This window comes from Microbulbifer pacificus, assembly GCF_033723955.1.
Taxonomy (GTDB): domain Bacteria; phylum Pseudomonadota; class Gammaproteobacteria; order Pseudomonadales; family Cellvibrionaceae; genus Microbulbifer; species Microbulbifer pacificus.
Map to the genome: position 1 here is coordinate 4167673 of NZ_CP137555.1, position 26424 is coordinate 4194096.

At 56.5% G+C, this 26424-nt stretch carries 22 protein-coding genes and 3 tRNA genes; 18 read left to right on the forward strand and 7 right to left on the reverse strand.

Going from position 1 to position 26424, the window contains the following annotated elements; all coding sequences use genetic code 11:
- Nucleotides 1-132 precede the first annotated feature (132 nt).
- Nucleotides 133-1074 (reverse strand): porin, encoded by a 942-nt coding sequence (locus tag R5R33_RS17640; RefSeq protein ID WP_318954009.1) that lies wholly within the window; start codon nt 1072-1074, stop codon nt 133-135.
- 297 nt (nt 1075-1371) lie between these two features.
- On the opposite strand from R5R33_RS17640, the gene R5R33_RS17645 reads away from it, so the two are divergent.
- The 13 genes from R5R33_RS17645 (at nt 1372) to R5R33_RS17705 (ending at nt 16449) form a co-directional block, all read left to right on the forward strand.
- Complete coding sequence (locus R5R33_RS17645; protein ID WP_318954010.1) at nt 1372-3912, forward strand: DNA internalization-related competence protein ComEC/Rec2; 2541 nt, start codon at nt 1372-1374, stop codon at nt 3910-3912.
- A gap of 181 nt (nt 3913-4093) precedes the next feature.
- On the forward strand, nt 4094-4921 hold the full coding sequence (locus tag R5R33_RS17650) for a hypothetical protein (RefSeq protein WP_318954011.1): 828 nt from the start codon (nt 4094-4096) through the stop codon (nt 4919-4921).
- 72 nt (nt 4922-4993) lie between these two features.
- Entirely contained in the window at nt 4994-5755 is a 762-nt protein-coding gene (locus R5R33_RS17655; protein WP_318954012.1) for a hypothetical protein, read from the forward strand.
- Nucleotides 5756-6048: 293 nt separating this feature from the next.
- Nucleotides 6049-6669: a MotA/TolQ/ExbB proton channel family protein gene (locus R5R33_RS17660; RefSeq protein WP_318954013.1), complete on the forward strand. Its 621-nt coding sequence runs from the start codon at nt 6049-6051 to the stop codon at nt 6667-6669.
- Nucleotides 6670-6696: 27 nt separating this feature from the next.
- A complete protein-coding gene (locus R5R33_RS17665) occupies nt 6697-7116 on the forward strand; it encodes an ExbD/TolR family protein (RefSeq protein WP_318954014.1) in 420 nt (139 codons plus the stop codon).
- A 74-nt stretch (nt 7117-7190) separates the two neighbouring features.
- Nucleotides 7191-9062, forward strand: coding sequence for a lipid A export permease/ATP-binding protein MsbA (msbA, locus tag R5R33_RS17670; protein WP_318954015.1), 1872 nt, complete (start codon nt 7191-7193; stop codon nt 9060-9062).
- A gap of 108 nt (nt 9063-9170) precedes the next feature.
- On the forward strand, nt 9171-10202 hold the full coding sequence (lpxK, locus tag R5R33_RS17675; RefSeq protein ID WP_318954016.1) for a tetraacyldisaccharide 4'-kinase: 1032 nt from the start codon (nt 9171-9173) through the stop codon (nt 10200-10202).
- Nucleotides 10199-10975 carry a 3-deoxy-manno-octulosonate cytidylyltransferase gene (kdsB, locus tag R5R33_RS17680; protein ID WP_318954017.1) on the forward strand — a complete coding sequence of 259 codons (777 nt, stop codon included), beginning with the start codon at nt 10199-10201 and terminating at the stop codon, nt 10973-10975. The genes lpxK and kdsB overlap by 4 nt, the downstream gene beginning before the upstream one ends.
- A gap of 68 nt (nt 10976-11043) precedes the next feature.
- Nucleotides 11044-12060 carry a UDP-N-acetylmuramate dehydrogenase gene (gene murB / locus R5R33_RS17685; RefSeq protein ID WP_318954018.1) on the forward strand — a complete coding sequence of 339 codons (1017 nt, stop codon included), beginning with the start codon at nt 11044-11046 and terminating at the stop codon, nt 12058-12060.
- 474 nt (nt 12061-12534) lie between these two features.
- A complete protein-coding gene (locus R5R33_RS17690; RefSeq protein WP_318954019.1) occupies nt 12535-13179 on the forward strand; it encodes a response regulator in 645 nt (214 codons plus the stop codon).
- Nucleotides 13180-13291: 112 nt separating this feature from the next.
- A complete protein-coding gene (gene uvrC, locus R5R33_RS17695) occupies nt 13292-15106 on the forward strand; it encodes an excinuclease ABC subunit UvrC (RefSeq protein ID WP_318954020.1) in 1815 nt (604 codons plus the stop codon).
- Between the two features lie 102 nt (nt 15107-15208).
- Nucleotides 15209-15775 carry a CDP-diacylglycerol--glycerol-3-phosphate 3-phosphatidyltransferase gene (pgsA, locus tag R5R33_RS17700; RefSeq protein ID WP_318954021.1) on the forward strand — a complete coding sequence of 189 codons (567 nt, stop codon included), beginning with the start codon at nt 15209-15211 and terminating at the stop codon, nt 15773-15775.
- Between the two features lie 95 nt (nt 15776-15870).
- Nucleotides 15871-16449 (forward strand): HNH endonuclease family protein, encoded by a 579-nt coding sequence (locus tag R5R33_RS17705; protein ID WP_318954022.1) that lies wholly within the window; start codon nt 15871-15873, stop codon nt 16447-16449.
- A gap of 25 nt (nt 16450-16474) precedes the next feature.
- On the opposite strand, the gene R5R33_RS17710 is transcribed toward R5R33_RS17705, so the two are convergent.
- A complete protein-coding gene (locus tag R5R33_RS17710; RefSeq protein ID WP_318954023.1) occupies nt 16475-17848 on the reverse strand; it encodes a serine hydrolase domain-containing protein in 1374 nt (457 codons plus the stop codon).
- Nucleotides 17849-18058: 210 nt separating this feature from the next.
- Between R5R33_RS17710 and R5R33_RS17715 the strand changes: the two genes are divergently transcribed.
- Entirely contained in the window at nt 18059-18376 is a 318-nt protein-coding gene (locus R5R33_RS17715) for a hypothetical protein (protein WP_318954024.1), read from the forward strand.
- 155 nt (nt 18377-18531) lie between these two features.
- Nucleotides 18532-19440 carry a DUF5829 family protein gene (locus R5R33_RS17720; RefSeq protein WP_318954025.1) on the forward strand — a complete coding sequence of 303 codons (909 nt, stop codon included), beginning with the start codon at nt 18532-18534 and terminating at the stop codon, nt 19438-19440.
- Between the two features lie 157 nt (nt 19441-19597).
- On the opposite strand, the gene R5R33_RS17725 is transcribed toward R5R33_RS17720, so the two are convergent.
- From R5R33_RS17725 to R5R33_RS17745, 5 genes are all read right to left on the reverse strand, one after another.
- Nucleotides 19598-19684 (reverse strand) — tRNA-Leu (locus tag R5R33_RS17725).
- Between the two features lie 73 nt (nt 19685-19757).
- Nucleotides 19758-19831, reverse strand: a tRNA-Cys gene (locus R5R33_RS17730).
- Nucleotides 19832-20272: 441 nt separating this feature from the next.
- Nucleotides 20273-21511, reverse strand: a complete 1239-nt coding sequence (locus R5R33_RS17735; protein ID WP_318954026.1) for a hypothetical protein — start codon at nt 21509-21511, stop codon at nt 20273-20275.
- A 156-nt stretch (nt 21512-21667) separates the two neighbouring features.
- Nucleotides 21668-21744: transfer RNA gene (locus R5R33_RS17740), tRNA-Pro, on the reverse strand.
- A gap of 121 nt (nt 21745-21865) precedes the next feature.
- Nucleotides 21866-22714, reverse strand: a complete 849-nt coding sequence (locus tag R5R33_RS17745; protein ID WP_318954027.1) for an acyl-CoA thioesterase — start codon at nt 22712-22714, stop codon at nt 21866-21868.
- 330 nt (nt 22715-23044) lie between these two features.
- Here R5R33_RS17745 and R5R33_RS17750 point away from each other — a divergent pair, with 330 nt between their 5' ends.
- The 3 genes from R5R33_RS17750 (at nt 23045) to R5R33_RS17760 (ending at nt 26258) form a co-directional block, all read left to right on the forward strand.
- Nucleotides 23045-23752, forward strand: coding sequence for a TetR/AcrR family transcriptional regulator (locus tag R5R33_RS17750; RefSeq protein ID WP_318954028.1), 708 nt, complete (start codon nt 23045-23047; stop codon nt 23750-23752).
- On the forward strand, nt 23745-24299 hold the full coding sequence (locus tag R5R33_RS17755) for a DUF1285 domain-containing protein (protein ID WP_318954029.1): 555 nt from the start codon (nt 23745-23747) through the stop codon (nt 24297-24299). Before R5R33_RS17750 ends, R5R33_RS17755 begins: the two co-directional genes overlap by 8 nt.
- Nucleotides 24300-24590: 291 nt before the next feature.
- On the forward strand, nt 24591-26258 hold the full coding sequence (locus tag R5R33_RS17760) for a serine/threonine protein kinase (RefSeq protein ID WP_318954030.1): 1668 nt from the start codon (nt 24591-24593) through the stop codon (nt 26256-26258).
- Nucleotides 26259-26424: the final 166 nt, after the last annotated feature.

Sequence of the window (26424 nt, forward strand, 5' to 3'; positions counted from 1 at the left end):
GTCGGTCGATAGCTCACTTTTTATTTATGCGGAGCCATCGATGCTAGCACATACGACAACATGAGGCCGGGTCGTGCCCCAAAACAAAAAGGGCGCAACGAATGTTGCGCCCTTTGCGTGCTTAAGTTCAGATCAGAACTTGAACTCGGTGCCGACACCGAAGTAGCTGCGCTCGTAATTGTCTGCAGCGGTTTCATCGGTGTAGAAGGTGAAGACCTTGGCCGCAGAAGAGAGCTTGTAGTCCAGTCCCAGGCTGAAGGTTTCGCCGTCGGTCTTTACGATATCGGACTGGCCGTACTGGGCTTTTGCGGTCCAGTTGTTGATTTTGTAGGCGACGGAAGTCAGCCAACCGTCCTGCGTGCTGCTGTCGGCTTTTTCCTGCTCTTCGTACAGTCCGCCGACTTGCAGGTTGCCGAAGGTGTACTGGGCAACCAGGCGGTTTACATTCCAGTCATTGGCTTCTACGTCCTGGTCAAAGGCGTAGGCGAGGTAAATGCCGTTGTTGTCGTAGGCGAAAGACACGGAAGTGCCGTTGTCGCGGGTATCGATCAGGTTGCCTTCGGCGTCGAGAATTTCGGCGTCCTTGTGGCTGATGTAGGCAGTTGCGACCTTGAAGCCTGCAAACGACGGGGTGGTGTACTGCAGGTTGTTGGATTCGCGGTTGTCACTCTTGGTGATCAGGCTCTTGATATCGCCTTCCAGGTCGTTGAACAGGTCGACCTTGTTCTGGGCCTCTTTCAGCGGGGTGTCGAATTTGCCGCCGATGATCTGACCGAAGCCGCCTTCCAGGCCAGCGTAGATGTTGCGCTGGCTGAAGGTTTCCTCTGCCTCGCCATCGATATCTACTTCGAATTCCATCTTGTAGATACCTTTGATACCGCTATCCAGCGGCAGCTCGCCTTTGACACCAACGCGTGAGGCGTTGCTCTTGATGTCGGTAACGGCGCCGTCGCCCTCGTCATTGGACTGGAAGGAGGCATTGGCCTTGCCGTAGAAGGTGATCGCATCTTCTTGGGCAAAGGAGGTGGCAGGAAGCACGGCGGCCAGTGCCAGGGTGATCGCGGTCTTATTCATGGTCGGTCTCGTATTTGGCTATTGGTTTGAGCCGTAGCTCGTATGCCGCGCATTTTGCTTCTGATTTGTTACAAATATGTGAAAGATGAAAGGTTGGTGTAAGTTTTATTGCAGTGGGGGGTGTAATAAATAGCGGTATGACAGGTTAGGCGTGTCTGTGGCCGCGATTCGGGCCCTTGAACCGGGCTAACGCCTTCGTTTTAATGCCATTTGGGGCATATGCACCAGGAAGGTGTGCCGATCGCCGCTTTGTGCAGCGCAAGCGGGAAAGGGAATTCAGGGGGCTCGGTGAAGGGAGTGAGCAGGCTGGTGGCCGCTTTGTGGTCACTGGCGGTTGGCATTGGCCAGGTAGCCTTCTGGCCCGTATTGCCGTGGAATGCGGATTTCGCTGCGGCGCTGCTGCTCGGCCTTGTGCTGTTAGCGCTTGTGGCCGCCATTGGTGGTAGCTTCTCCCGACTCCCGGCAGTGCCGCGATATGTGGTCTGCTATCTGCTGCTGCCATTTGCACTGGGGAGCTGCTGGGCGCTCGGCGCAAACCATCATTCGCTCGCTGCACGTCTACCGCTGGCCCTGCATGGCACTGATCACCGGGTTACGCTCGAGATTGACGATCTGCCGCAGACCGCCGCCGCCGTTGCCAGCTTTGGTTCTCCCCGGTCCGTCCACGGCTATTTCGACAGCCGGTTTCGCGCGCGGGTACTGGAATCAGACCTACCGGACTTTATCGGCAAGCGCCTGTTGCTCAGCTGGTACGGGTTGCCGCCCGATTCTGCCGCGACACTGACTCCGGGCAGCCGCTGGAGTATGACGCTCCGCCTGAAGCGCCCGCGCGGCAGCATCAATCCCCATACCTTTGACTACGAAGCCTGGCTGCTGGAGCAGGGCATTTTCGCCACCGGCTATGTCCGTGACCGGGTTACCGCACCCGAGTATCTGGCGGCGGGAAACGGTATCAGCTCGGTAGTTAACGGCATCCGCGAACGCCTCCGTCAGCGCATAACGGGCGCCTCCAACGACGCCAGCGATATGGCCCAGGAAGCCCTGATCCGCGCGCTTTTGCTCGGGGACAAAGGCGGCATCGATACAGCCACACAGGATCTGTTGCGCAGGACGGGTACCGCCCACCTGTTGGCTATCTCCGGGCTGCATGTAGGCATGGTTGCCGGCTTCTGCCTGCTCATCGGTGGGCTGCTGAGCCGGGTGGTTGGTGTATTCCGTCCGCATAATCCGGTGTTGTTGGCCGCAGCGCCAGGGTTGCTGGCTGCACTGGCTTACACACTGCTTAGCGGCGCGTCGCTGTCCGCCCAGCGGGCGCTGGTCATGACGGCGATCGCCATCGCGGCCCTGGTATTGCGGCGCAGGGTCAGTGCGGGCCTGGTTTTTGTTGCGGCACTGAGCTGTGTGCTACTGATGCAGCCACTGGCGGTTTTGAATGCGGGTTTCTGGCTTTCGTTTATCGCGGTGGCGGCATTGTTGCTGCGATTTCGCGGTCGCAGCAGTACCGACAGCAACGGATTTGATGAGGGGCGGTCTGGCCCGGATCAGGGCCGTATCGCGGTCCTCGTTCACTCAATGTGGCGCTACTTCCTCAGTGCCATTCATAGCCAGTGGGCCATTCTCGTCGGCCTGTTGCTACCTTCGATCCTCATATTTTCAGGGGTGAGCGTCAGTGGATTGCTCATCAATCTTATTGCAATACCCTGGGTGGGGCTGGCGATTCTGCCGCTTATTTTCCTGGGGGCGATGGTTCCCCATGGGCTCGGCACAATACTGTGGCGCCTGGCGGATACCCAGCTCGGCTGGCTGCTGGAGTTTCTTGCTGCCGCAGACCAGGCACTTCCCGGATGGCAGGCCATTCCCAATCCTGCACCTGTAATAGTGGCGCTCGCCGTTTTGAGCAGCCTGGTGTTGTTGATGCCGAGGGGAACACCTGGTCGGGTGTTGGGCTGGTGTCTGTTTCCGGTATTAGTGGTGGGATTGTCGCCATGGCAGCGGCCACAGGACCCTTATTTGGCGCTGACCGTGCTCGATGTGGGGCAGGGACTAGCGGTGGTGGCGGCAACGGAGGGGCGAACCATCGTATTCGACACCGGCGCCAGCACCGGCACTGGCTGGAGTGCGGGTAGCAGTATTGTCGCTCCGTACCTGCTGGCGGAAGGTCGGCCGCAACTGGATGCGCTGATCGTCAGCCACGGGGATCGCGACCATGCGGGCGGTGTATCCGGGGTGATGGCGCAGTTGGAGGTGGGCAGATTGTTCGCCCCGGGCCAGTTGCCGCAACGACTGGCCGATTTGGGCGCGCCGGGATTCGCGGGTCCCTGTGTCGCCGGTCGCAGCGAATCCTACGGGGAACTGGAGCTCACCTGGCTGTGGCCGGGGGGCGAAGGACTGAGCGGCGAGGAGAACGATCACAGTTGTGTGGCGTTGCTCGAATGGCGCCATGTACGCGTTCTTCTTACCGGTGACATCAGCGAGGACACTGAGCGCCGGCTTGTCGTGCAGTACCCCGGTTTCGCACCGATCGATGTGTTGCTCGCGCCACACCACGGATCTCGCACGTCTTCTTCTCCAGTGCTGCTGGACTGGGCAAACCCTGCGCAGGTGGTGTTCAGTACCGGTTTTCATCATCACTTCGGACATCCGCATGCCGATGTTGTGGCGCGCTACGCCGCTCACCGCGTGCCCATGTTCAATACCGCTGCCAACGGAGCAGTCACGTTCCGTTGGCGAGATGGACACTTGCCACCGGAGATTCGCTGCGCGCGCAATGCGGGTAACTTCTGGTTGTCCGAGCCTGATCCTGCTGAATCACCGCAAGTGCGGTACCCCTGTCAATAGCAGTGTGCGCCAGTTGCGCTTTCGCCTGCGAGCGGTGCAGGGGGCCAATATGCGGCATGGTTTCAGATTGCGAAAAATCCGGCCAACCTTATGTAAAGCTGAGACTTGAGTCTGGTTTTTGCGCTCACCATCGGTGCTAAGGTCGCCATAATTTCAGCAATCTGAGGTACTGGTGAGTTGCATGAAAACTAATCACATCCTGAATGCGGCCCTGATCGTCGCAAGTCTGTCCAGCGCGGGCGCGGTAGCGGCCGGTGACTGGAAATATTCCCTCGGCACCGACATTAGCAGCGGTGACTACGGCGACGTTGCCGAGACGGAAATCGTCTCCATGCCGTTTTCGGCCAGCTTTTCCCCCGATGACCGCTGGACCTTCAAAGCCTCTCTGCCCTGGACCCAGATTGAAGGCCCGGGCGGGGTCATTCCCGGTGGCGATGGCGGCCTGGTTCTGGGCCCGGGTAATGGAAATGGCAACGGTAATGGCAACGGCAACCAGGGCAGCGACGAAGTTGTCATGACTGACGAGGCTGGTCTGGGCGATCTGTGGCTGACCGGCAGCTACAGCCTCGATCCGATTGCCGGGCAATATTTCGTGGACCTGTCGGCGAAATACAAGGTGCCACTGGCGGACGAAGCTAAAGGTCTGGGCACTGGCGAGGCCGACTACACCCTGCAAACCGAGGTCTTTACGTCGATCGGGCAGTACACCCCATTTGTGACCCTGGCGCGAAAGTTCAAGGGCGACCTGCCCGAGGTGGAATTGCGTGACGTCTGGTATACCTCGGTGGGCAGCGGTTACCGCCTCAACGATACCTCGAGTATTGGAGCGTCGCTGGATTATCAGCAGGCGGCAACCGATACAGCGGATGCACAGACTGAATTGTTTGGTTACTTCAGCCACAAACTGGATAACCAGTGGAGCGGAATGGTGTACGCCTATCTGGGGCTTTCCGATGGCAGCCCGGACCAGGGGTTTGGCGTACAGATCAGTTACCGTCCGGCAAACTGATTTTTGGCAAAAGATGAGAGCTACAGGTTGTTTAACCGGTAGCCAATTTATGTTTAACAGGAGAAATCGGCGATGAAAATGCCATTCAAGTCCACTGCCATAGCGGCGGCGTTGGTCGGAATCGTGAGCGTGCCGCTGGTGTGGGCGGACGATGTAATTTCACACACTGAAACTACCGATGCCGAAGTGGTAGAAGTTGCAAACAGTGTTCCCGGCGACCGTATCGCAGGCTACTTCAGTGATTTCTTCGGGGACGAGCAATACTCCAAGACCGTCGTTGCCGGGCTGCGTGACGGCAGCATCCACTATGTAAAACCGCTGCCGGAAGGCACCGAGGAAACCGGTTCCGAAGGTGATTCTGCCACTGAAACCTCCGAAGAGACCCCCGAGCTGGTAGAGAGCACCGAAGGCCACAAGGGCATGGGGTACGGCAACGTGCTGATTACCATGGCGCTGGCCGAAAAAATGGCAGCTAGTTCTGCCGCTGCCGCCCTGGAAGGGGAGACGGGGATGACTGCCGACCAATGCCTGAATGAAGTGCTGCGCATGCGTCAGGTAGACGGCATGGGCTGGGGCGAGATTGCCAAAGCAATGAAAGTGAACCTGGGTGAAGTCATCAGCGGTATCCGTTCCAACCGTCCGGAAAAGGCCGATCAGTACGCCAGCATGGATGACAAAAAGACCATGCGTGCCGACGCGCGTGCTGAAAAACACGCGATGCGCTCTGAGGGTGCCGAGCGTGTGGCCAAGGCTGAGCGCCCGGCAAAACCGGAGCGTGCCGAAAAGGCCGAGCGCCCGGAAAAGCCTGCGCGTCCTGAGCGCCCCGGAAAGTAAAAGCATTCCGCTGTGTTGCTTGTTGTAAGCCGCCTTCGGGCGGCTTTTTTTTGTGCGTACAGGTTTTGCGTCTCGTCTGCTCTTTTCGGCCTCGCAGCTTGAGATGTGCGGTTGGGGCGGGGGGCTGTGGCCGCGGGGACTGGATTTGCAATCCTGTTCACAGGGATGAAATTCATGCCCCGGCAGCGCTTAGCCGTGGCCAATACCTGTGGTAGAGTCTCAGGCCTTGAACTGAAGGCCCGTTGGCCAGTAACTCAACAGATTCCGTTCCGCTGTTTTGGGGCATTGAAAAAGTGTTAGAAATAATAAAATCCGGCGGCTGGCTGATGCTGCCAATTCTGCTTTGTTCCGTAGCTGTAATCGCAATTTTTATTGAGCGTTTGTGGACGTTGAATGCGCGCAAGATCGCCCCTCGGGCATTGCTCGGCGAAGTTTGGACCAGCCTCAAAAACAACCAGCTGACCACGGAAAAGATCCGCGAACTGCGCGATTCCAGCCCGCTGGGTCGCATCTTCGCCGCCGGACTGTCCAATTCGAAACATGGCCGCGAAGTCATGAAAGATAGTATCGAGGAGGCTGCCAGTCAGGTTGTTCACGACCTCGAGCGCTTCCTGAATGTACTGGGCACCATTGCTGCGGTAGCGCCGTTGATCGGTCTGCTCGGCACCGTAGTGGGCATGATCCAGGTATTCACCGCAATCATGCTGGAAGGTACCGGTAACGCCGGTGTACTCGCGGGTGGTATCTCCCAGGCCCTGATCACCACTGCGGCGGGCCTGAGCGTGGCAATTCCTGCGCTGATGGCGCATCGCTACTTTCAGCGCCGGGTGGACTCCATTGTGGTCACCATGGAGCAGGAAGCGGTCAAACTGGTGGATGCCCTGCACAGCGACCGTCGCGTCGAAGCAGCCTGAACATAACCTCGGATTCAGGAGCGTACGATGCAATTCCGTCGCCAGAGCATAGAGCAGGAGGGGGTAAACCTCACGCCACTGATTGATGTGGTGTTCCTGCTGCTGATCTTTTTTATGGTATCTACCACCTTTACCAAAGAGAGCCACCTCCAGCTGAACCTGCCGGAGGCCGCCGGCCCCCAGGCGGAGAGCCCGCCGTCTACTATTGAGATTCTGATCAATGCGGACGGCTCCTACTCGGTAGATGGGCGCGCGCTCATCAACAAGAAACTGGCCACGCTCAAATCTGCACTGTCGGAAGTGTCGGGCGGCGAGTACAATCGCCCGCTGATCATTACCGCGGATGCCACCGCACAACATCAGGCGGTGGTTCGTGCGATGGATGCCGCCGGCCAGCTGGGATTTGTCCATCTCAGCATCACCACGCGGCAGCCGGACGAACAGTAATCTATAAAGTGTTGAACGCCGGGCGTGTGCACAGCCGCGCCCAGTTGCCATCTACCGCGCTACAGGCGTGGTAGATGGCGATTCGCGGAGGACACGCTGCCAAGAGTTATATGGAAAAATCTTCCCAGCCGGTGCTGAAACCCGAGCACGGCGCCCAGACCTATCGTCGCCTTCTATCCTACGCCATTCCCCAGTGGCCGCTGTTCGTAATAGCGGTGTTTGGTTTCATGCTGTTTTCCAGCATGGAAGTGTTGCTGATCGCCGTCACCGAGCTGTTGCTGGATGCTGTGGGTGTCGGGATCGAGCAGGGGCGGGGATTCCTGTCGCAGTTTGTGGCGAAGTTCTTTGCCGGCGGCGTTATGCCTCAGGAAACGGCGCGCTGGCTGGTGCCACTGGTGATGTTGGTGATTATCGGCCTGCGCGCGGTTGGCAATTTTGTCGGCAGCTACGGCCTTGCGTATGTGGCGCGGGCGGTTATCCACCAGCTGCGCACCGAGCTGTTTGAGCATATCGGGCAGTTGCCCAGCGCCTATTTTGACCGTTATACCGGCGCCTACCTGATTTCCAAGGTGGCCTACAACGTCGAGCAGGTCACCAACTCCATTACCAAGTCCCTGAAGGTGATAATCCGCTCCTCATTCACCGCCATCGGTCTGCTGACCTATCTGCTGGCTGTGAACTGGAAGCTGACTCTGACCTTCTTCCTGTTTGTGCCGATCATTGCCGCCATCGTCAGCGTGGTGGGAAAACGCTTCCGCAAACTGAGCCACCGCATCCAGAACACCATGGGCGACGTCACTCACGTCACCCAGGAAGCGATCAACGGCTATGAGGTAGTGCGCATGTACGGCGGGCGCAAATATGAAAACGCCCGCTTCCAGGCAGCCAGCAACGCCAACCGCCAGCAGTTCATGAAACTGGTGGTGGCCGACAACGCCAGTGTCTCGGTAATCCAGATCATGGTGGGGTTGGCGACAGCGGTACTGGTGTGGTTTGCGCTGGCGCCGGGCATGGTGGAGTCCATGACACCGGGCGTGTTTGCATCCTATATCGGTGCTGCCGCATCCCTGGCAAAGCCCATCCGCAACCTCTCCGAGGTGTACGCGGAAATCCAGAAGGGCATCGCCGCGGCGGAGAGTATTTTCGAGGTGTTCGATGCGCCCAAGGAGCCGCTCGGCGGCACCCTGGCGCTGCCGAGCCCGGTCACCGGTGCGGTGACGTTCGAGCACCTCGGCTTCCGCTACAGCGAAGACGGCCCAGCGGTACTGAGTGATATCGACTTCAGTGTACAGCCGGGGCAGACCGTCGCACTGGTCGGCGCCTCCGGCTCCGGCAAGAGCACACTGGTCAGTCTGCTGTCCCGTTTCTACGAGCCGACATCCGGGCGTATCCTGCTGGATGGGGTGGACATCACCCAGGTGCCCGTTGTATCCCTGCGCGAACAGATCAGCCTGGTATCGCAGAACATCGTGTTGTTCAACGATACGGTGTACCGGAACATCGCCTATGGCGAGTTGGAAGACAAGCCGGAAGCGGAAGTGCAGCGCGCTATCGACCTGGCGCATGCGCGCAGCTTTATCGAAGAGTTACCCCAGGGAGTGCAGACGGTGCTCGGTGACAACGCGCAGATCCTTTCCGGAGGTCAGCGCCAGCGTCTCGCGATTGCCCGTGCGCTGCTGAAAGATTCCCCGTTACTGGTACTGGATGAAGCCACTTCCGCACTGGACAACGCTTCGGAACGCCATATTCAGGCCGCACTGGCAGAGGTGATGAAAAATCGCACCACCTTTGTCATTGCGCACCGTCTCAGCACCATCGAAAACGCCGATTGTATTTTGGTGATGGACCAGGGGCGTATCGTCGAGAGCGGTACCCATAGCGAGCTGCTGGCGAAAGGCGGGCGCTATGCACTGCTGCTGCAACAGCAGAACAGCGATATCAGCTGACGCATGCTCGCGGTGCCGGCCCGCGGGCGCGCACCAGGTTGAACCACCGGGGGCAGTGATTTCTGGTGAAAAAAGCAGGGACACAACAAAAAAGGAGCGCAGTGCGCAATGTCGCTGGAAGACTGGTTGAACAAACGCTGGTATCCCGCCACTGACGGCGGGGCCGGCTCCGGATCTCACCTGCCGCTGTTGGCACCGTTGGAAATGGCCTTTCGCCATGGCAGCCGCTGGCGCAAACAGCGCAATCAGCCGGCGCCTCTGCCTGTACCTGTCATCGTGGTGGGCAATATCACCGTTGGTGGCGTCGGCAAGACGCCGCTGGTGGCGGAGCTGGGGCGCTGGTTGCAGGAGCGCGGGCGCAAACCCGGTATCATCAGCCGCGGTTACGGCGGTCGTGCCAAGCACTATCCCTACAATGTCACCGCCCAATCCCACCCGTTGGAATCCGGTGACGAGCCGCTGATGCTGCACCTGATGACCGGTTTACCGGTCATGGTATCCCCAAAACGCGTGGAAGCTGCCGAGGCGCTGATCGCCGAACACGGTTGCGACGTGATCCTTTCCGACGATGGCCTGCAGCATTACGGGCTGTGGCGCAGCCTCGAAATCTGTGTCATCGACGGGCAGCGGGGGCTTGGTAACGAACACCTTTTACCTCGTGGTCCCCTGCGTGAATCCCCGGCCCGGCTGAAAGATGTCGATATGGTCGTGGTAAATGGCGAGGCGTCGGAGCTGGTGTTGTCCCAGTGCGGCGAGCAGCTCGATTTCACCATGGATCTGGTGCCTTCCCGCTGGCATCAGTTCAATCTCGACCAGACCTCAACCCTGAAACTGGAGTCCGGCCCGGATATCGGCCCTTGCCACGGTGTGGCTGCGATCGGCAACCCCAAGCGTTTTTTCGATGCGCTGCGCCAGCTCGGGTATACCGTAATGGAAATGGCCTTTCCCGATCACCATCAGTACAGCCAGCAGGAACTGCAACTGGACGGTATCACTCCGGTGATCATGACCATGAAAGACGCAGTGAAATGCCGGGATTTCTGGCAGAGCCACTGGTGGGCGATGGAGGCCACCGCGCAGCTACCGGATCTTTTTTACCAGCGTATTCACCAACATCTCGAGAGCTTCAAGTCCGTATGACAGAGCAGAGTCTTTCTTTCACCTTCGATGTCATCATTCCCGCCCGTTATGGCTCCAGCCGCTTGCCCGGCAAGCCGCTGGCGGATATTGCCGGTAAAACCATGGTGCAGCGGGTCTACGAGCGCGCGCGGGAAAGTGCTGCCGAGCGGGTGATTGTTGCCACCGATGATACCCGGGTGGCCGATGTGGTACGCGGTTTTGGCGGCGATGTGTGTATGACCAGTGCCGAGCACGCTTCTGGTACGGATCGACTGCAGGAGGTGGCGACCGCACTGGGTGCCGCCGCAGACCGGATTCTGGTCAATGTGCAGGGCGACGAGCCGTTGATTCCGCCAGCAGTGATCAACCAGGTGGCGCGAAACCTCGCCACTAACACGGCTGCCGGTGTGGCCACCCTGGCGGAACCGATCACCGCATGCGACGACTTCCTCAACCCCAATATCGTAAAGGTGGTGGCAGAAGGTTCTGGCCTGGCACGCTACTTCTCCCGCGCACCTATCCCCTGGCCGCGAGATGCCTTTGCCCGCGAGCGCAATGTTCTGCCTGAGGGCTTGAACCCGCGCCGTCACATTGGCATCTATGCTTACCGGGCGGGTCTGCTGAACCAGTTTGTCAGCTGGCCCATGGCACCCATAGAGCAGTTTGAGGCGCTGGAACAGCTCCGCTTCCTGTACAACGGTCACGCTATCCACGTAGCGGATGCCTGCGAAGAAGTTCCGGGCGGGGTAGATACGGAACAGGACCTCGAGCGGATGCGAGCCCTTTTTGCATAATTTTTGCGGCGCCGGCGGGGCAGAATCGATGATTTTCCACCCCGCGACTGCAGTAGCACCGGAATTTCATGATTCAGACTGACGTCGATTTACAGCCTTTTAACACCATGACTATCGCCGCTCGCGCCAGATACTTTTGCGCGGCGACCACGCTTGAAGAGCTGCGCGAGGCCCTGGCGTTTGCGCGGGAACAGCAGCTGCCTATCCTGCCCCTGGGGGGCGGTAGCAATATTGTGCTCACCGGTGATTTCCCCGGTCTCGCGCTGCATGTCGGGCTCAAAGGGCTCTCTTTTGAGCCTTTGACTGGGGGAATGCGGATTCGCGCGGCAGCCGGAGAGAACTGGCATCAACTGGTCATGCGCAGTGTCGAGATGGGACAGGGTGGGCTCGAGAACCTCGCCCTGATCCCGGGCAATATCGGTGCTGCCCCCATTCAAAACATCGGTGCCTACGGCGTGGAGCTCAGGGACAGTTTTGAACAGCTGACAGCCATGGAGATTGCCAGTGGAGATCTGGTTACCTTCAGCGCGCAGGAGTGCGAGTTCGGTTACCGAGATAGCCTGTTTAAAAATGCCGGTAAAGACCGTTACCTGATTTGTGAGGTTGTGCTGAATTTGCCCGCCACCTGGCAGCCGCACATCGCCTATCCCGCACTGCAGCAGTACTTCACGGAGCACGCACAGGCAATCGATGCACTGACCCCAGCGGACGTAGCGGCGGCAGTGATCGACATCCGCAACAGTAAATTGCCGAATCCCGTGGAGATTCCCAATGCCGGGAGTTTCTTCAAGAATCCGGTAGTGGATGCATCCCTCTACAGCCAATTGAAACAGCAGCACCCGCAACTGGTGGCATTCGCTGCAGGGGATCACTGGAAGCTGGCCGCAGGCTGGTTGATCGATCAGGCGGGCTGGCGTGGATTCCAGAATAACGGAGTAGGGGTGCACGATCGCCAGGCGCTGGTTCTGGTGAACCCCGGGCACCGCTGCGGCAGCCAGGTGGTGGCGCTGGCCCAGGATATCGCCCGGGATATAGAGCAAAAATTCGGGGTAACGTTGGAGCCAGAACCGCGCTTTTACCCGTAACGACGGCGCCGATTCGGCAGGTCTAACAATGATTGGCAGGAGTGACTAGTGGGCGTTTTTCGGCCGCAATAAAGAGAACTTTATTCCTCCCGCAAAAACGAATACAAATCTCTCTTATTCAGAAGGTTTCCGGGTTGCCACTGCGAGATTATGTATTCGTAGAGGTTGGAGTTAACAACGGCAGAGTCTCCAATGGTGCAAAGAGTGAGGCGGTAGCACGAAGTCTTGTTCCAGCAATGGTCCTCATTATTTTGAACTGGAATATTCGGATATTTTCTACGTTTTGGCTGTTGATGATCGGTGCAGTCTCGCTTTGCACTACGTAGTTTGTCTGGTATGTTCTGTTTGGGCTCTGTGGATGGATCTTTGCGGGAATAACCCGCGAGTAATAACAAGAAACTCGGTTTTGTGCAAATAGGTTTTAGTAGGAAATATTTGCGCGAGATCGTCTGAATATCCGTGGTTGGGGCTAATTTGATCAAAGTCTTAGAGGTAGACGATCACGATCTTGTGCGTATGGGCATTTCGCGCATGCTCGGTGACGTTGAAGATATAGAAGTGGTGGGTGAAGCCAAAAGCGGCGAAGAGGCCATTGCTTTTGTTCGCGAGTCCGAGGTGGATGTCATCCTGATGGATGTGCGGATGCCCGGCATGGGCGGATTAGAGGCTACCCGAAAACTCATACCGCGCTTTCCTCAGGCGAAAGTGGTTGCGGTAAGTGCGCTGGATGACGACCTGTTTCCGACTCGTTTGATCCAGGCTGGTGCCCGCGGCTACGTTACCAAAGGTGCGGACCTGGACGAAATGGTGCGGGCCATCCGTGCGGTAATGGCCGGAGAGACCTACATCAGTAGCTCCATGGCCACCCGCTTGGCGTTGCGCAACGTCTGTGGTGGTTCATCGCCGTTCGAAGACCTGTCCGAGCGCGAGTTACAGACAGCAGTGATGATCGTCAATGGAAACAAGGTTTCCGAAATTGCGGAAACACTCTCTGTCAGCCCGAAAACCGTGAACACCTATCGCTACCGGATTTTTGAAAAGTTGGGGCTGCATTCCGATGTCGAGTTGACCCTGCTGGCGGTCAAGCACCATATCCTTGATCCGGAAGAAGCGCTCTAATATTTGCAGATGGCTTTGTGCTTGCGCATCCAAAATTGACACAAACAGGGGCCCACGCGGGCCCCTGTTTTTTTATTGCCGAAGTCTAACCAAAGATTTATTGAAACTGCCGATGTTTGACAGCAAACGTTTTCTCACCACCGTCACTCGCAAACCAGGCGTCTACCAGATGTTTGACGACCAGGGCAAGGTGCTGTACGTCGGTAAGGCGAAAAACCTGCGCAATCGGCTCGGCAGTTATTTTCGCGCAACGGGGCTTACCGCCAAAACCATGGCGCTGGTGGAAAAAATTGCCGATATCGAGGTCACGGTAACCCGCAGTGAAACCGAGGCGTTGGTGCTGGAGCAGAGCCTCATCAAAAGCCAGCGGCCTCCCTACAACGTCATGCTGAAAGATGACAAGGGCTACCCCTATATCTTTCTTTCCAGCAAAGACACGTTCCCGAGAATTGCCTTCCATCGCGGGTCAAAACGAAAAGCAGGGCAGTATTACGGGCCATTTCCCAACGCCTCATCCGTGCGCGACAGCCTAAATTTCCTGCAGAAGACGTTCCGCATCCGCTCCTGTGAAGACAGTGTATTTGCCAACCGCTCCCGTCCATGCCTGCAGTATCAGATTGAGCGCTGTACCGCGCCGTGTGTCGACTTTATTTCCCCCGAGGACTACCAGGCGGATGTGCGCCATGCCGAAATGTTTCTTGCCGGCAAAAGTGACAGCATTATTCGCGAATTGGCGGATGAGATGGAACGGGCTTCGGTCGCACTGGAATTTGAAAAGGCCGCGCGGTTGCGGGATCAGATCGTCGCGCTGCGTCGCCTGCAATCGGATCAGGTGGCGGAGAGCGGCGGCGGGGACGTGGATGTGCTGGGCGTGGCCACTGCTGGCGGGCTTTGCTGTGTGCATGTCCTGTTTATTCGCCAGGGCCGGATTCTCGGCAGCCGCAGTTACTTCCCCAGTGAAAAGCTGGGGCTGGATACGTCAGAACTGCTGTCTGCGTTCATTCCGCAATTCTATCTAGGTTCAAATCGCGAGATACCGCGCCAAGTGTTGGTTTCTGAATCTCTCGAGGACCAGGATGTGCTGGCAGAAGCACTCACGGAACGGGCCGGTAAGGAAGTGCAGCTGGCCAACAAGCTGCGCGGCAATCGCGCCACCTGGGTGGAAATGGCGCAGCAGGCCGCAGAGCAGAACCTGCAGAGTCGTACCGCGTCCCAGCAAAAACTTCAGGACCGGTTTGAAAATCTCCAGCAGGTGTTGCGCCTTGAAGAGCTGCCGGAGCGACTGGAGTGCTTCGATATCAGTCACTCCAGTGGCGAGGCGACTGTGGCTTCCTGTGTCGTGTTCGATACCGGCGGTCCGGTGAAATCCGACTATCGACGCTTCAATATCGAAGGGATCGCCGCAGGTGACGATTATGCGGCCATGGGGCAGGCGCTAAAGCGGCGCTATACCCGTCTCTCAAGTGGCGAGGGACGCTTCCCCAACATCCTGTTGATCGATGGTGGCAAAGGCCAGGTGCGGCAGGCGGTGGATTCCCTGAACGAACTGGGAGTGACTGGGGTACAGATTATCGGGGTGGCCAAGGGCACCACCCGCAAGGCGGGCTTCGAGACTCTGCACGTGGTGGCGGACAACAGGGAGCTGGTACTGGAATCGGACTCGCCCGCACTCCACCTGATTCAGCAGGTGCGCGATGAAGCGCACCGCTTCGCGATTACCGGTCACCGCCAGCGGCGCGATAAGAAACGGCGGGAGTCCCCACTGGAAGGTATTGCCGGAGTTGGCCCGGTGCGCCGCCGTGCACTGCTACATCACTTTGGGGGGCTGCAGGAGATACTGCGCGCTTCCGTCAATGAGCTCGCTAGTGTAGAAGGAGTAAGCCGTAAACTTGCTCAGGATATATACTCCGCGCTGCACAACGAGTGATTTGTGGCCACTGGATGTACCATTGGCGTTTATTTTTTTTCTGCAGGTTGCTAAGTTACGCACTGCCGACGTAGTGTGTTCAGCAAATGTGAAAGGATCAGCATGACTCTCGCCAATCAATTAACCCTGCTGCGCGTTGCGCTGATTCCGGTTTTTGTGCTGGTTTTTTACCTTCCCTACAAGTGGAGCTATATCGCCTCCGCGGTGATTTTTTCCCTGGCTGCGGCCACCGACTGGCTCGATGGCTATATCGCCCGCAAGCTGAACCAGAGCACGCCGTTTGGCGCCTTTCTCGATCCAGTGGCCGATAAATTGATGGTCGCAACGGCGTTGGTGCTACTTGTCGATCTGCACAACTACATCTTTTTCACCATCGCCGCGGCGATCATTGTGGGGCGCGAGATTGCTGTCTCTGCGTTGCGCGAGTGGATGGCGGAGCTCGGCCTCAGAAGTAGTGTCGCGGTCAGCTATATCGGCAAGATCAAGACCACGGCGCAGATGGCCGCGATCATCGTGCTGTTGGCATTTGATGTACGTGAGTTTCCGGTGATGGAGACTATCGGGTATGTCCTGCTGTACGTGGCTGCCGCACTCACTCTGTGGACCATGTTCATCTACCTGCGCGCGGCGTGGCCGGCGCTCACCGCGGACGACCCCCGCGAACTCTGACGCACTCCTCAATATTTCTTGGCGGTGATTTTCGCGCCGCCACTCTTGCTGTACGATCGTTCCATTCGAGCAATAACGCGACAATGGAGTGATCCGTGCAGAGGCCAGCAGTCTACAGAGCCTTTTCTCCCTTTCTTTTTCTGTTTCTTATTTCTCCACTGTTACTGCTTGCGGACGAGGCGAGCGGGCAGCCCTACAAACGCCATGAGTGGTTACCCGGGTGGTCGGATTTTGATCGGGACTGCCAGGATACCCGTCACGAGCTGCTGATTCGTTACTCGCTGGCACCGGTTAGTTTTACCAGTAAAACTCAATGCAAGGTCGCATCCGGATTGTGGATGGACCCTTATACCGGCGAATTTTATGAAAAGGCATCGGATCTTGATGTTGAGCACATAGTCCCGTTGAAGTGGGCCCATGATCACGGTGCCGCTGGCTGGAGCGTTGCGAAAAAACGACGTTTTGCGGAAGACCCGGACAATCTGTGGCTGGTGGACGACGGGCGTAACCAGAGCAAGGGTGACAAAGGGCCGGACCGGTGGATGCCACCTTATGGGCCAGTACGCAGCCATTACCTTCGTCGCTTTATGGCGGTGGTAAATAAATACGGCTTGGAATTCACGCCTGACGAATCGAGGATATTCCTGGCCATGACGGAAAATCGTCACGGCTAGTTCGGATGAAATAGTGGTGACTGGTCTACATCCGCATCTGCGCCAGTATTTCGCCAAATCGCCGCTCGATCGGGTAGGGCGTGGAAGACCATCCCAAGCGTACAATTACGGTGTCGTGAGCGGGGGATAGCATCAGTTTCTGCTCACGGTTGCCCAGCATGAAGTAGCTGTCCGGCGGCAATTGGGGATAGAGCGGCGGAAGCTTGCCGCCGTAATTCAGCCAAAATTGATAGCCATACCTCGAATCATTGGCGCTGCTGTTCGGTTCGGCGGCGCGCCTGATCCAGTCGCTGCTGAGAATGCGTTGTGCGCCGACGCAACCATCATTAAGCATTAGTGCCCCGAGCCTTCCCCAGTCTTCGGCAGAAGCATAGGCGTAGGAACTGCCCACAAATACGCCGTCCGAGTCCATTTCAAAAAAAGTGCGATGTAACCCGAGAGGCGCCAGCAATTCCTGCTGCAGAAAATGTGCGGAAGCCTCAGAGCTGCCGAGGTACTGATGCATCCACCGCGCTAACAGGTTGGTTGAGCCGGAAGAGTAGGAAAAATACATCCCGGGTTTATGGGTCAGCGGACGCTCCAGTGCATAACGTGACGGTGCATAGAGGGAAGGGCAGTCGCCATTACCAAACAGCATGCGGGTTGCATCGGAGCCAGGGCGGTAGGTTTCGTCGAACGCAAGGCCGTCGCACATTTGCAGCAGGTTTTTTAGAGTGATGGTGCACCGGCCATCGTCTTCCCATTCGGGAAATAGTCGGCTCTGATGAATGTCTGCAAGGCCGAGTGTCTCCATCCGACCCCAAAGTATGGCAAGCAGGCTTTTGCTCATGGACCAACCCAGTAGGCGAGTGTGTGGTGCAATGCCAGTACCGTAGGCGGCAGCCATTAGCTGGCCTTCATGGATCACCAGGAGCGCGCGCGTCTCAAATCCGAGTCGGTTGTCCTCTCTGATGAGAGCAGACAGCAGTGTTTGCAGCGACCCTTTGGTGTATTTCTTACCCTTTTTCTCACGGGGCCTTCCCGAGGCTTCTTGTGCTTCTATCCCACGGCATTTTTCTGGATTCTGAGACTCAAGTTGCGTACCCAGAGACGGATAAAAATGTGCAAATGCAGTGATGCAGTTCAGCAGACTGGCCGAAGTGGTGTATCCACTGTGCCGGACCCGTACCAGCGTAAACAGGGGCGAGTAACTGAGCAGATCGTGGCGAATGCGGGTGTCGTTAAATCCCGAAAGATGTCGTGCGGAACAGGCCAGTTTGGCGCTCATGGCAATAAGTACCTGCAAGGATTCGCGCAGCGCCCGATATCTCCTTGCCAGGCTGCGCCGCCAGATCCACACCGATGCCACAAGCAGGATCACAACGGAAATACTGGCCAGAAGATAAAAGCTGATGCTCATAAGCGGGGCGCGGTAGCGGGTGGGGAGCAGGCCATAGAGTTTCGATGGGAAGTTGCTTGTCGCTGAAAAGCCTAGGAGAGAAAGTGTGCACGTGCCAGCGTGACGATAACGCCAAATTTGCCGGAAGCAAGATGGCCATACGGATGCTGAGTGAATGTAGCCGTGATCTCTTCGCTACACTGGGGGCAGATGAACCTTGGGAGTCCAGCTATGGCAAAGTCGTTTAATACCGCGCTAATCACAGCCCTGCCAGCTTTCGTGCTCGGCGTTTGGTTTGGGTACGAAAAAGGGGTCGTAAACCAGGTGGCTTATGACGCACCGGCGCGAATTGCACTTTACGATGCCGCAATCAGGTCCGATGAACCTAAAGAGGCGCTGAGGTCCATGGCGATATCGCAGGCCAAGTTGATGGTAAGCCTGCAGGCGAGCGGGGCAACATTCTCGCCGCTCCTGGGTCTTCCCGCCACGAAGGGGCTCAGCTATAGCTACGACACACACTCCCCGGTGGTGAAAAATTACCTTGAGTAGATTCTGCATTCCTGCCGGGCCAGGTTGTTTTCCCCTCGGATTTTTGATGGTCATGGCTATTTGATTGCTGTATAAGAATTGGGTGCATAAGGATTTGTCGAAGTTGTGCTTACCTATGTGGCGCCCCAAGCCTAAAAATACCTGGATGGAAAATAATGAACAAATGGACCTTATTGTCTGTATCGGCAATTGTCATTGCGGTGACTACAACCGTGCAGGCGCACCCTACACAGATCGCTTTCCTGAATCATGTAATTGCCGTCGTAGATAGTGAGACTGTGAGCGCGGTCGAGCAGTCCAGCTTCCTCCCGGGTTTCATCGATTACGAAAAGAAAACAGTAACGGCTAATGGGGGAGTAAATTGGACAGGCCGCTATCTACGCGGCAAGTCGACTTATATAGAGCTTTTTGGTTCAGGTGACGTAGAAGGGCTTAAGCCGGGAAATGTCGCGCTTGCTTTCGGGTCAGATAGGGTCGGTGATATTCATAGGATGGCACGCCATTTACGCAGGGATGGCGTTAGCTTTTCTCAGGATATGCGCAGGAGAAATTTTGACGGGAAGGAGGTGGATTGGTTTTACAGTCTCGGTCTAGATGTGGAAAGTGCTGATGTGTCTTTCTGGGTTATGGAATATGTTGCTGGCTATCTCGACCATCCCGCAGCGAAAAAGGAAGCAGCCGAAGGACCGTGGGATCTGGTTACTCGGGAGCGTTACAACAGCGATGCCTATCGGGGCAAACTCGTTCAAGACATTACTTATGTGGCTTTTTATGTCTCAAAGCAAACCATTCAAGAAGCAATGCCTCTCTTCCTGGCAGCTGGGTATGGGGTTCGGGAAGCCGATGGCTCAACTCACTTGCTTGGGCGAGACGCAGAAATTGTCCTGTTTCATGCCGAAGAGGGTAAGTACGGACTGGCGCAGCTTGGGTTTGTGTTAAATCGCTCGTTAGCAGAGCAGTATGTAGAGCGCATCGGCAACTCCGTGCTCAATGTTGGTCCAGACAATAAGGCGACTTGGACATTTACGGTGCCGGAACCATCATCTGAAACGACCGGTGATTAGCGCTTTCTGCAGGTTGTGTTCATGGTGGGATTACCTGGCCGCGAAGCAGGTGGCTGTGTAACAAATGTGTACCAGTGACGCGTAAATGAGGGAAATGAGCGGTTACAGCTCATGCCGTAATTCGGTAGATTCAAGGTAATTTTAAAGGAGAGGATTGTGGTGCCCAGAGCCGGACTTGAACCGGCACGACCAAAAGGTCGGGAGATTTTAAGTCTCCTGTGTCTACCAATTCCACCATCCGGGCGGATAGGGCTTTCAGCTGGCGGCAGTTTTATCCGCTAGTGAAAAACCAGCCTTAGAGTAAGACCGGGAGAAAATGGAGGCTAGGGTCGGAATCGAACCGGCGTACACGGAGTTGCAGTCCGCTGCATGACCACTCTGCCACCTAGCCTTAGGTGTTTTGAAAACGTCGCGGATTTTATCGGGTCAGGAATAAAAAACCTAGTGTTTTCTTATACTTACGTGCGCCTCGGCGTGTAAGAGGGTGCTATTCTATGGTTTGCCGGGGATTAGTCAAGCGTAAGTCTGACGTTAATTGAATTAGGCACATATTTGTTCGGAAAGTACGCGTGTTGACGGCGTAATAACCCATTGAAATGGAACCGGGCTTTCTATTCCCCAATTGTTCTAAGTTTTTTTCGTGGCGAACTGGCAATCCTCGGGGTGTGGCTAATACTGAGTGTAGCTGGCTAGCACACATTTCCCCCAAGTCGTGTTTAGTAGTGCCGGCCGGGCGCCTACCTCCATATGGGTGCCCAGTGTGTTGTAAGGATGAAATCCTCCAAGTTTCACTCCTAATGGTCTTGGCCCTGACGCTCTCCCCCCCCCGTCGTCAGGGCTTTTTTTTGCCCTCAAGAAATGTGCGTTCAAGTTGTAGCAGCGGAGCACCTGCTTCTTTTTCCGCGAGCGCGCGGAATTTTTCCAGGGTCACTTCGCCGCGTTCGGAGGCGAGTGCTTTGACCACGTCATCCAGGCTGGATTTTCCATTGCTGGATTTTTGGATGGACTTATCTATCTCGTGGAGCACCACTGTGGCTCTCGCGGTAACCGGACCTGACGAGCGCTTTACCAGTAGGTTGGGGGATTTGGTACCCCAGTTTGCCAGATCTTCCAGTGCCTCATGGTAGCGCCGCTCACTGATCCCTCCGCTGCGGCGGAGTGTTTCCAGGGAGTAGTACTCGGCGAGGCCCTCAACGATCCAGTCACTCTCTTTGTCACCTCGAATACCGGTGGCAACGTGCACCAGTTCATGCAGCAGGCTGCTGGTGCGATTGCCAGAAATCAGTGGCCTGTCCGCATGCATAAACAATGAGCGCGTTCCGGAGAGTCCACCGCGCCACATAGGATCACCGGCCATGACAATTAACAGCTTTTGGGGGAACTGAGGGAAAACTTTTTTGAGCTCGGGCAGGGTCCAGCTCAGGAAGGCGAGGGTATCCTGTCTGCGGATATTCTCGTCACGAGGTGCGGAGATGACCACGTCGGTACCGTCGATGATGTCTTGTCTGCTACCTATATGCCCGGCAATCATCCAGCCTTTTGGTCGGATGAACCGACGGCCGGGGTCTTTCAGTTGGAAGATGCCTTTATCATCCTTTGCATACGGGGTGAGCGCGTTCCACTTGTCCGGGGCCTCAATTTTCAGGGTAGCTCGCGAGTGGAGATTCTTGGGCGCACGCGCGGAGATCGGCGGGATCATCTTATCGCTGCGAAGGATTGCCCACTTGTCGGTGATGCGCGAGTCGTAGCGCCCCTTAGATTTCTTTTCGTCGATGACAAAGTCGTAGCGGATCGAGGAGGTCTTGCCTTTGGGGTGCCAGACAACCTTGTTGCCCGTGGATTCCAGGTCTTTGCCACCCTCGAAGTTCAGGTGTCTGTCCTCATCAATATGCAGGGTGAGTTCGTGCGGTAGCTCGCGCCCCTTAAGGGTGATGGATACCTCGGCAACCCCACTTTCTGGATTCAAGCGGGCTTTATAGAGGATGTCATAGTATTCGGGATCGGCGGCCAGTGCTCCGGTGGCAAAAACCAGGGCAGCAAGGAGGGCTACTAGTCGCAAAAAGAAAGGCATCGGTTGAACTCTGCTCTACGTGCGTAACAGGATGTGCGAGGCGCGTGCAATCTGACGCCGCGCGCGACAATTCATGTGACAACAGGAGAAAGTATCAGTGCCCGCAGGGAGAAGAAAAGTGTGAAATCAAAGAGAGCTTGCGGGAAAGAAAAGAAATGGTCGGTGAGAGAGGATTCGAACCTCCGACCCCTTCGTCCCGAACGAAGTGCGCTACCAGGCTGCGCTACTCACCGACGTTTTGAGCTTTTTGCTCAGGCTTCCTTGCGAAGTGGGCGGCATTATAGCAGCCGCCGAGCTCCTGTAAACCACTGATTTTATTAAATTTAGCAGTTTTTTTAGAAAGACCGGAGTTGATCAACCCTTGATCAGCCGGATCAGTCCCTCCTGGGTGGTGGAGGCAACCAGCCGGCCATCCCGAGAGAAGATCTGACCACGGCAATAGCCGCGGGCTCCGCTGGCGGAGGGGCTATCGGTAACATAGAGCAACCACTCGTCCGCCCGGAATTCCCGGTGGAACCACATAGCGTGATCGAGGCTCGCCGGCATCATGTTTGGATCGAACAGGCTGATCTTGTGCGGTAACAGGCTGGTACCGAGCAGGGCCATATCCGAGGCGTAACAAATGGCGCTGCGGTGTTCGATAGGGTCGTCTGACAGCTCGCCATCTACCCGAAACCAGAACATACCCCGGGGGTCGCGAACTTCGGAATCGAAGTAACTCATCGGGTCGATAGGGCGGAAATCCACCATATAGCGTCGCTGGTTACTGATTTCGCCGTTCATCCCGGCCTCTTCGGCCAGCTGCTGGGTGTTCTTCAGCTCTTCCGGAGGAACGATGCCGTCGGTGGGCATTTCGGCCTGGTGGTCAAAGCCAGGCTCGGCGATCTGGAAGGAGCAGGACATATTGAAGATGGCCTTGCCGTTCTGGCGGGCCACCACCCGGCGGGTGGTAAAGCTTCCACCATCGCGGATCGGGTCGACGTCGTAAATGACAGGCATTTCACTAGAGCCCGGGCGCAGGAAGTAGGCGTGCAGCGAGTGAGGCAGGCGGCCCTCCACGGTACGGGCCGCGGCCATCAGGGCCTGGCCAAGGACCTGCCCACCGAACAGTACCTTACGGTAGTTCTCCACATGCGCGCGGCTGCGGTAAAGGTTGCTGTCCAGTCGTTCTACGTCCAGTAGGGTGCTCAGGGATTGCTGCATCAGAAGGCCATCTATCCAGTGTTGATCCAGTGGGTGTCGGCTATTTCGCCAGACGCCGGGTAACGGTCAATGATAACAACTACAGTTCCGTTGGCTATTGCGGATTCTCTCACCCGGAGTATCAATATTCTGCGCTAAGGCTTCTGCCTGTCGCTATCGCTTGCCCGCAGGAGTTACTCCACCGTGGGAGGCTCATCTATTGGCGCCGGGTCTCGCGCATTCGGCGTCGGATACTTTGATTTTCTTTTCCATCGCGGGGGAATTGCCTATCATTCATGAATGGATAGTCAATTTCAGTCTCCAATTGTACGGACAGCTAAGGTCGGAAGTATGGATAAGGCAAAGGAAAAGGTTCAGCGTTTTCGGGCGCGGGAGCAGCGTATCCTGGATGCGGCACTGGAGCTGCTCCTGGAGCACGGTGAGGAAAAGGTCACCGTGGAGCAGATCGCCGAGCGGGTAGATATCGGCAAGGGCACGATCTACAAGCATTTCATCTCGAAAACAGAGATTTACATGCGTTTATTGATGGACTACGAGAAGTCTCTCACCGAGCGTATCAAGGTCGCCGTGGCAACCGCCGAGCAGGGTGATATTACAGCGCCGGCGCGGGCTTATTTTGAGTCGCGCATGGCAGACCCGGGTCGGGATCGTCTGTTTCAGAGGCTGGAAGAGAAGATAATTGCCCTGAACCTTGCACCGGAGATGATCGCGGAGCTGCATGCACTGCGTAACTCCAACGCTTCGGCCCTGAATCGGGTCTTCGAGCGCCGGATGGAGCAGGGTGTCCTAAAGAAGGTGCCGGCTTATTACTACTATTCGACCTATTGGGCCCTGGTTCAGGGGGCGGTGGAGTTGTATCACTCCAAGTCCTTCGCCGACGTGATCGAAGATCGCGCTGGCCTGATGGAGTTCATCATGGATGTGGGCGTACATATCGGCGACATGTCGGGTCGCCGTGGGCAGTCCCAGTCGAGCCAGGAACCCTCAAGCCAGAGCTCCCACAACCCGTCATCCACCCCGGGAAGCAGCTTTGGCTGAGCCACTTTTTCAGCAGCTCGAAAAGCTGCAGCAGGAATTCCGTGGCCACCCGCCGGTGGCCAGCTGGAATCCTGACCTGTGCGGGGATATGGACCTGGTGATCCTGTCCGACGGGCGCTGGATTCATGAAGGAACCGAAATCCAGCGCCACGCCTTGGTGGTTTTGTTTGCCAGTATTCTCAAGCGCGAAGGGCGCCACTATTACCTGGTTACTCCGGTGGAGAAGTGGCGAATCCGGGTCGAAGATGTACCTTTCCTTATCACTCAGGCTGCCCGTGACGGGGAGCAGATACTTCTGACCACGAATACCGGTGACGTGATTCCTCTGGATAATTTTCACCCACTTCTCCTCAAGCCCTTTGGTGATCCACCGCTGCCTATTCCTTATGTGGAAGTCCGCGCGGGGCTTCAGGGCCGGATGTCCCGCGATGTGTATTACCAGCTGATTGATTGGGCCGAACCGCGTCAGCCTCAGGAACCACCCGCACGACTTTGCCAGCTTTGGCTAAAAAGTAACGGCGAAGAATTTCTTCTCGGCGAGTACTGAGTACTAGGCTCGCAATTTCTCTTATTTTTCCAGAATTTATTGCTGACGAATCTGTACGAATTTAGAGCAATAGAGATCTCTCTGAAATATTACAGAAATACGCTAGAAATCTTTTTGTAACGATTCTTTCATATTGAAATATTTTTGAATTATTCCGCGCGTTTTTCTATTCGCGCGTTTCATTCGTAACATTTTCGCAACACTCCCTTCCTAGACTCCCCCTCGTCCAAATTGCTTTGGCCCAAAAAAATAGTCACGGATTAATTCACTTCATCCTTGTTAGGGGGATCCATGAAACTTGTAACCAAGAAGTTGCTGCTTGCGGCTGCTATCACTGGTCTGCTGGCTGGCTGTGACAGCGGCGGCATCAATATTGCTCCGGTTAACGAAGATAACTCTGTAGATAACTCTACTGGCGGCAGCGACAACGGTGGCAATCAGAGCAATCCGTGTGCTTCCTATGAAAAAGCCGGACAGGTAAAACAGGGTGCCTTCGATACCGCTACTGGCAACTGTACATACAACCTGAGCTTTGTTGACTCTGGTAACCCGCTGACCGTTGACCTGGTTATCCCGGCGCTGGAAAACGGTGGTGCACACATTTTCGAAGGTAGTCTGTTCGTTGGTAACAACTACGATGACGATACCACCATGGCTGCCGCTGGCATCGCCGAAGGTGGTGACGGCGCCAAGCTGACCGTTCAGGCTGGCGCTACTGTTGCTTTCCCAAGCAGCACCAAATTCATGGTAATCAACCGCGGCTCCCAGCTGTTGGCGGTTGGTACTGCCCAAGACCCCATCACCTTCACTTCCCTGTCTGACGTTGAGGGCACTGTTGGTGCTGAAGACGTGCAGCAGTGGGGCGGTATGGTGATCAACGGTTTCGGTATCACCAACAAGTGTTCTTACGACGCCGAGCTAAAAACCTCTGAGTGTCACGTACTGGCCGAAGGTGCTGCTGGTAAAGACCAGTCCAACTACGGTGGTGACAATAACGACGACAGCTCTGGTCAGCTGGAATATGTTCGCGTCAAGCACACCGGTGCAGAAGTTGCGAACGGTGACGAGCTGAACGGCATCAGCTTCGGTGCTGTTGGTGCTGGCACCATCATTAAGAACCTGGAAGCTTACTCCACTTACGACGACGGCATCGAGATGTTCGGTGGTGCAGTAAGCATCGAGAACTACGTTGCGCTGTACGTGCGTGACGACTCCATCGATATCGATGAAGGCTGGAGCGGTTCCATTACCAACGCGCTGGTGATCCAGAGTGCAACCGACGGTAACCACTGTATCGAAGCCGACGGTATCGGTTCCTACGACGCCGCTAACGATTACTCCGCGCTGACCGCAGCTGGCCTGAACAGCCGCCCGGTTATCGACGGCCTGACCTGCATCATCTCTGGTGCTGCGGCTGACACCGTTACTCACGATCCGAGCGCTGGCTGGCGTTTCCGTGAAGGTATCTACCCGATGATCACCAACTCCATGGTTATCGGTTCCTTCAAGGCTGATTCCACCGGTGCTGACGGCAGCAACTACTGTCTGCGTGTAGAGAGCAACGAAACCATCGCTGCTCTGGAAGCGGGTACCGATGCGGCTATCACTTCCAACATCTTTGCGTGTGCTGACAAGACTAAAGGTGGCCCGATCGGTGCTGACAGCCTGCAAGCGTGGGCCGAGGCCACCGGCAACGTGTTCGCCAATGTTCCGGCTGACGCTGCACTGAACCCGACTGCTACAGCAGACACCGGCTTCCAGGTGCTCGAAGGTACTCCGTCCTTCTTCTCCATCGCTACCGGCAGCATGATGGTGAACGATGCCGCGATCGCCATCTCTCCGGTTGAGCGTGCTTACTTTGGTGCCCTGAGCACTGGTGGCACCGACTGGACTCAGGGTTGGACCTATGGTCTGCACGATGGCAGCCGCGCTCAAGCTCTGTGGTTTGAGCAGCAGTAATGGCTGAGTAAGGTCGGGGGCGCGCCTCCCGACCTTGAAGGGCGCCGCCTTCAAAAATTGAGGTCGGCGCCCTGTTTGATTCTGAACCGGCATGCTCAAAAAGAATGGTGCCGTCATCGGATCAAGTAGGCAGAACAACAAGCAGGAACGATAAGAGGCCTGGGAA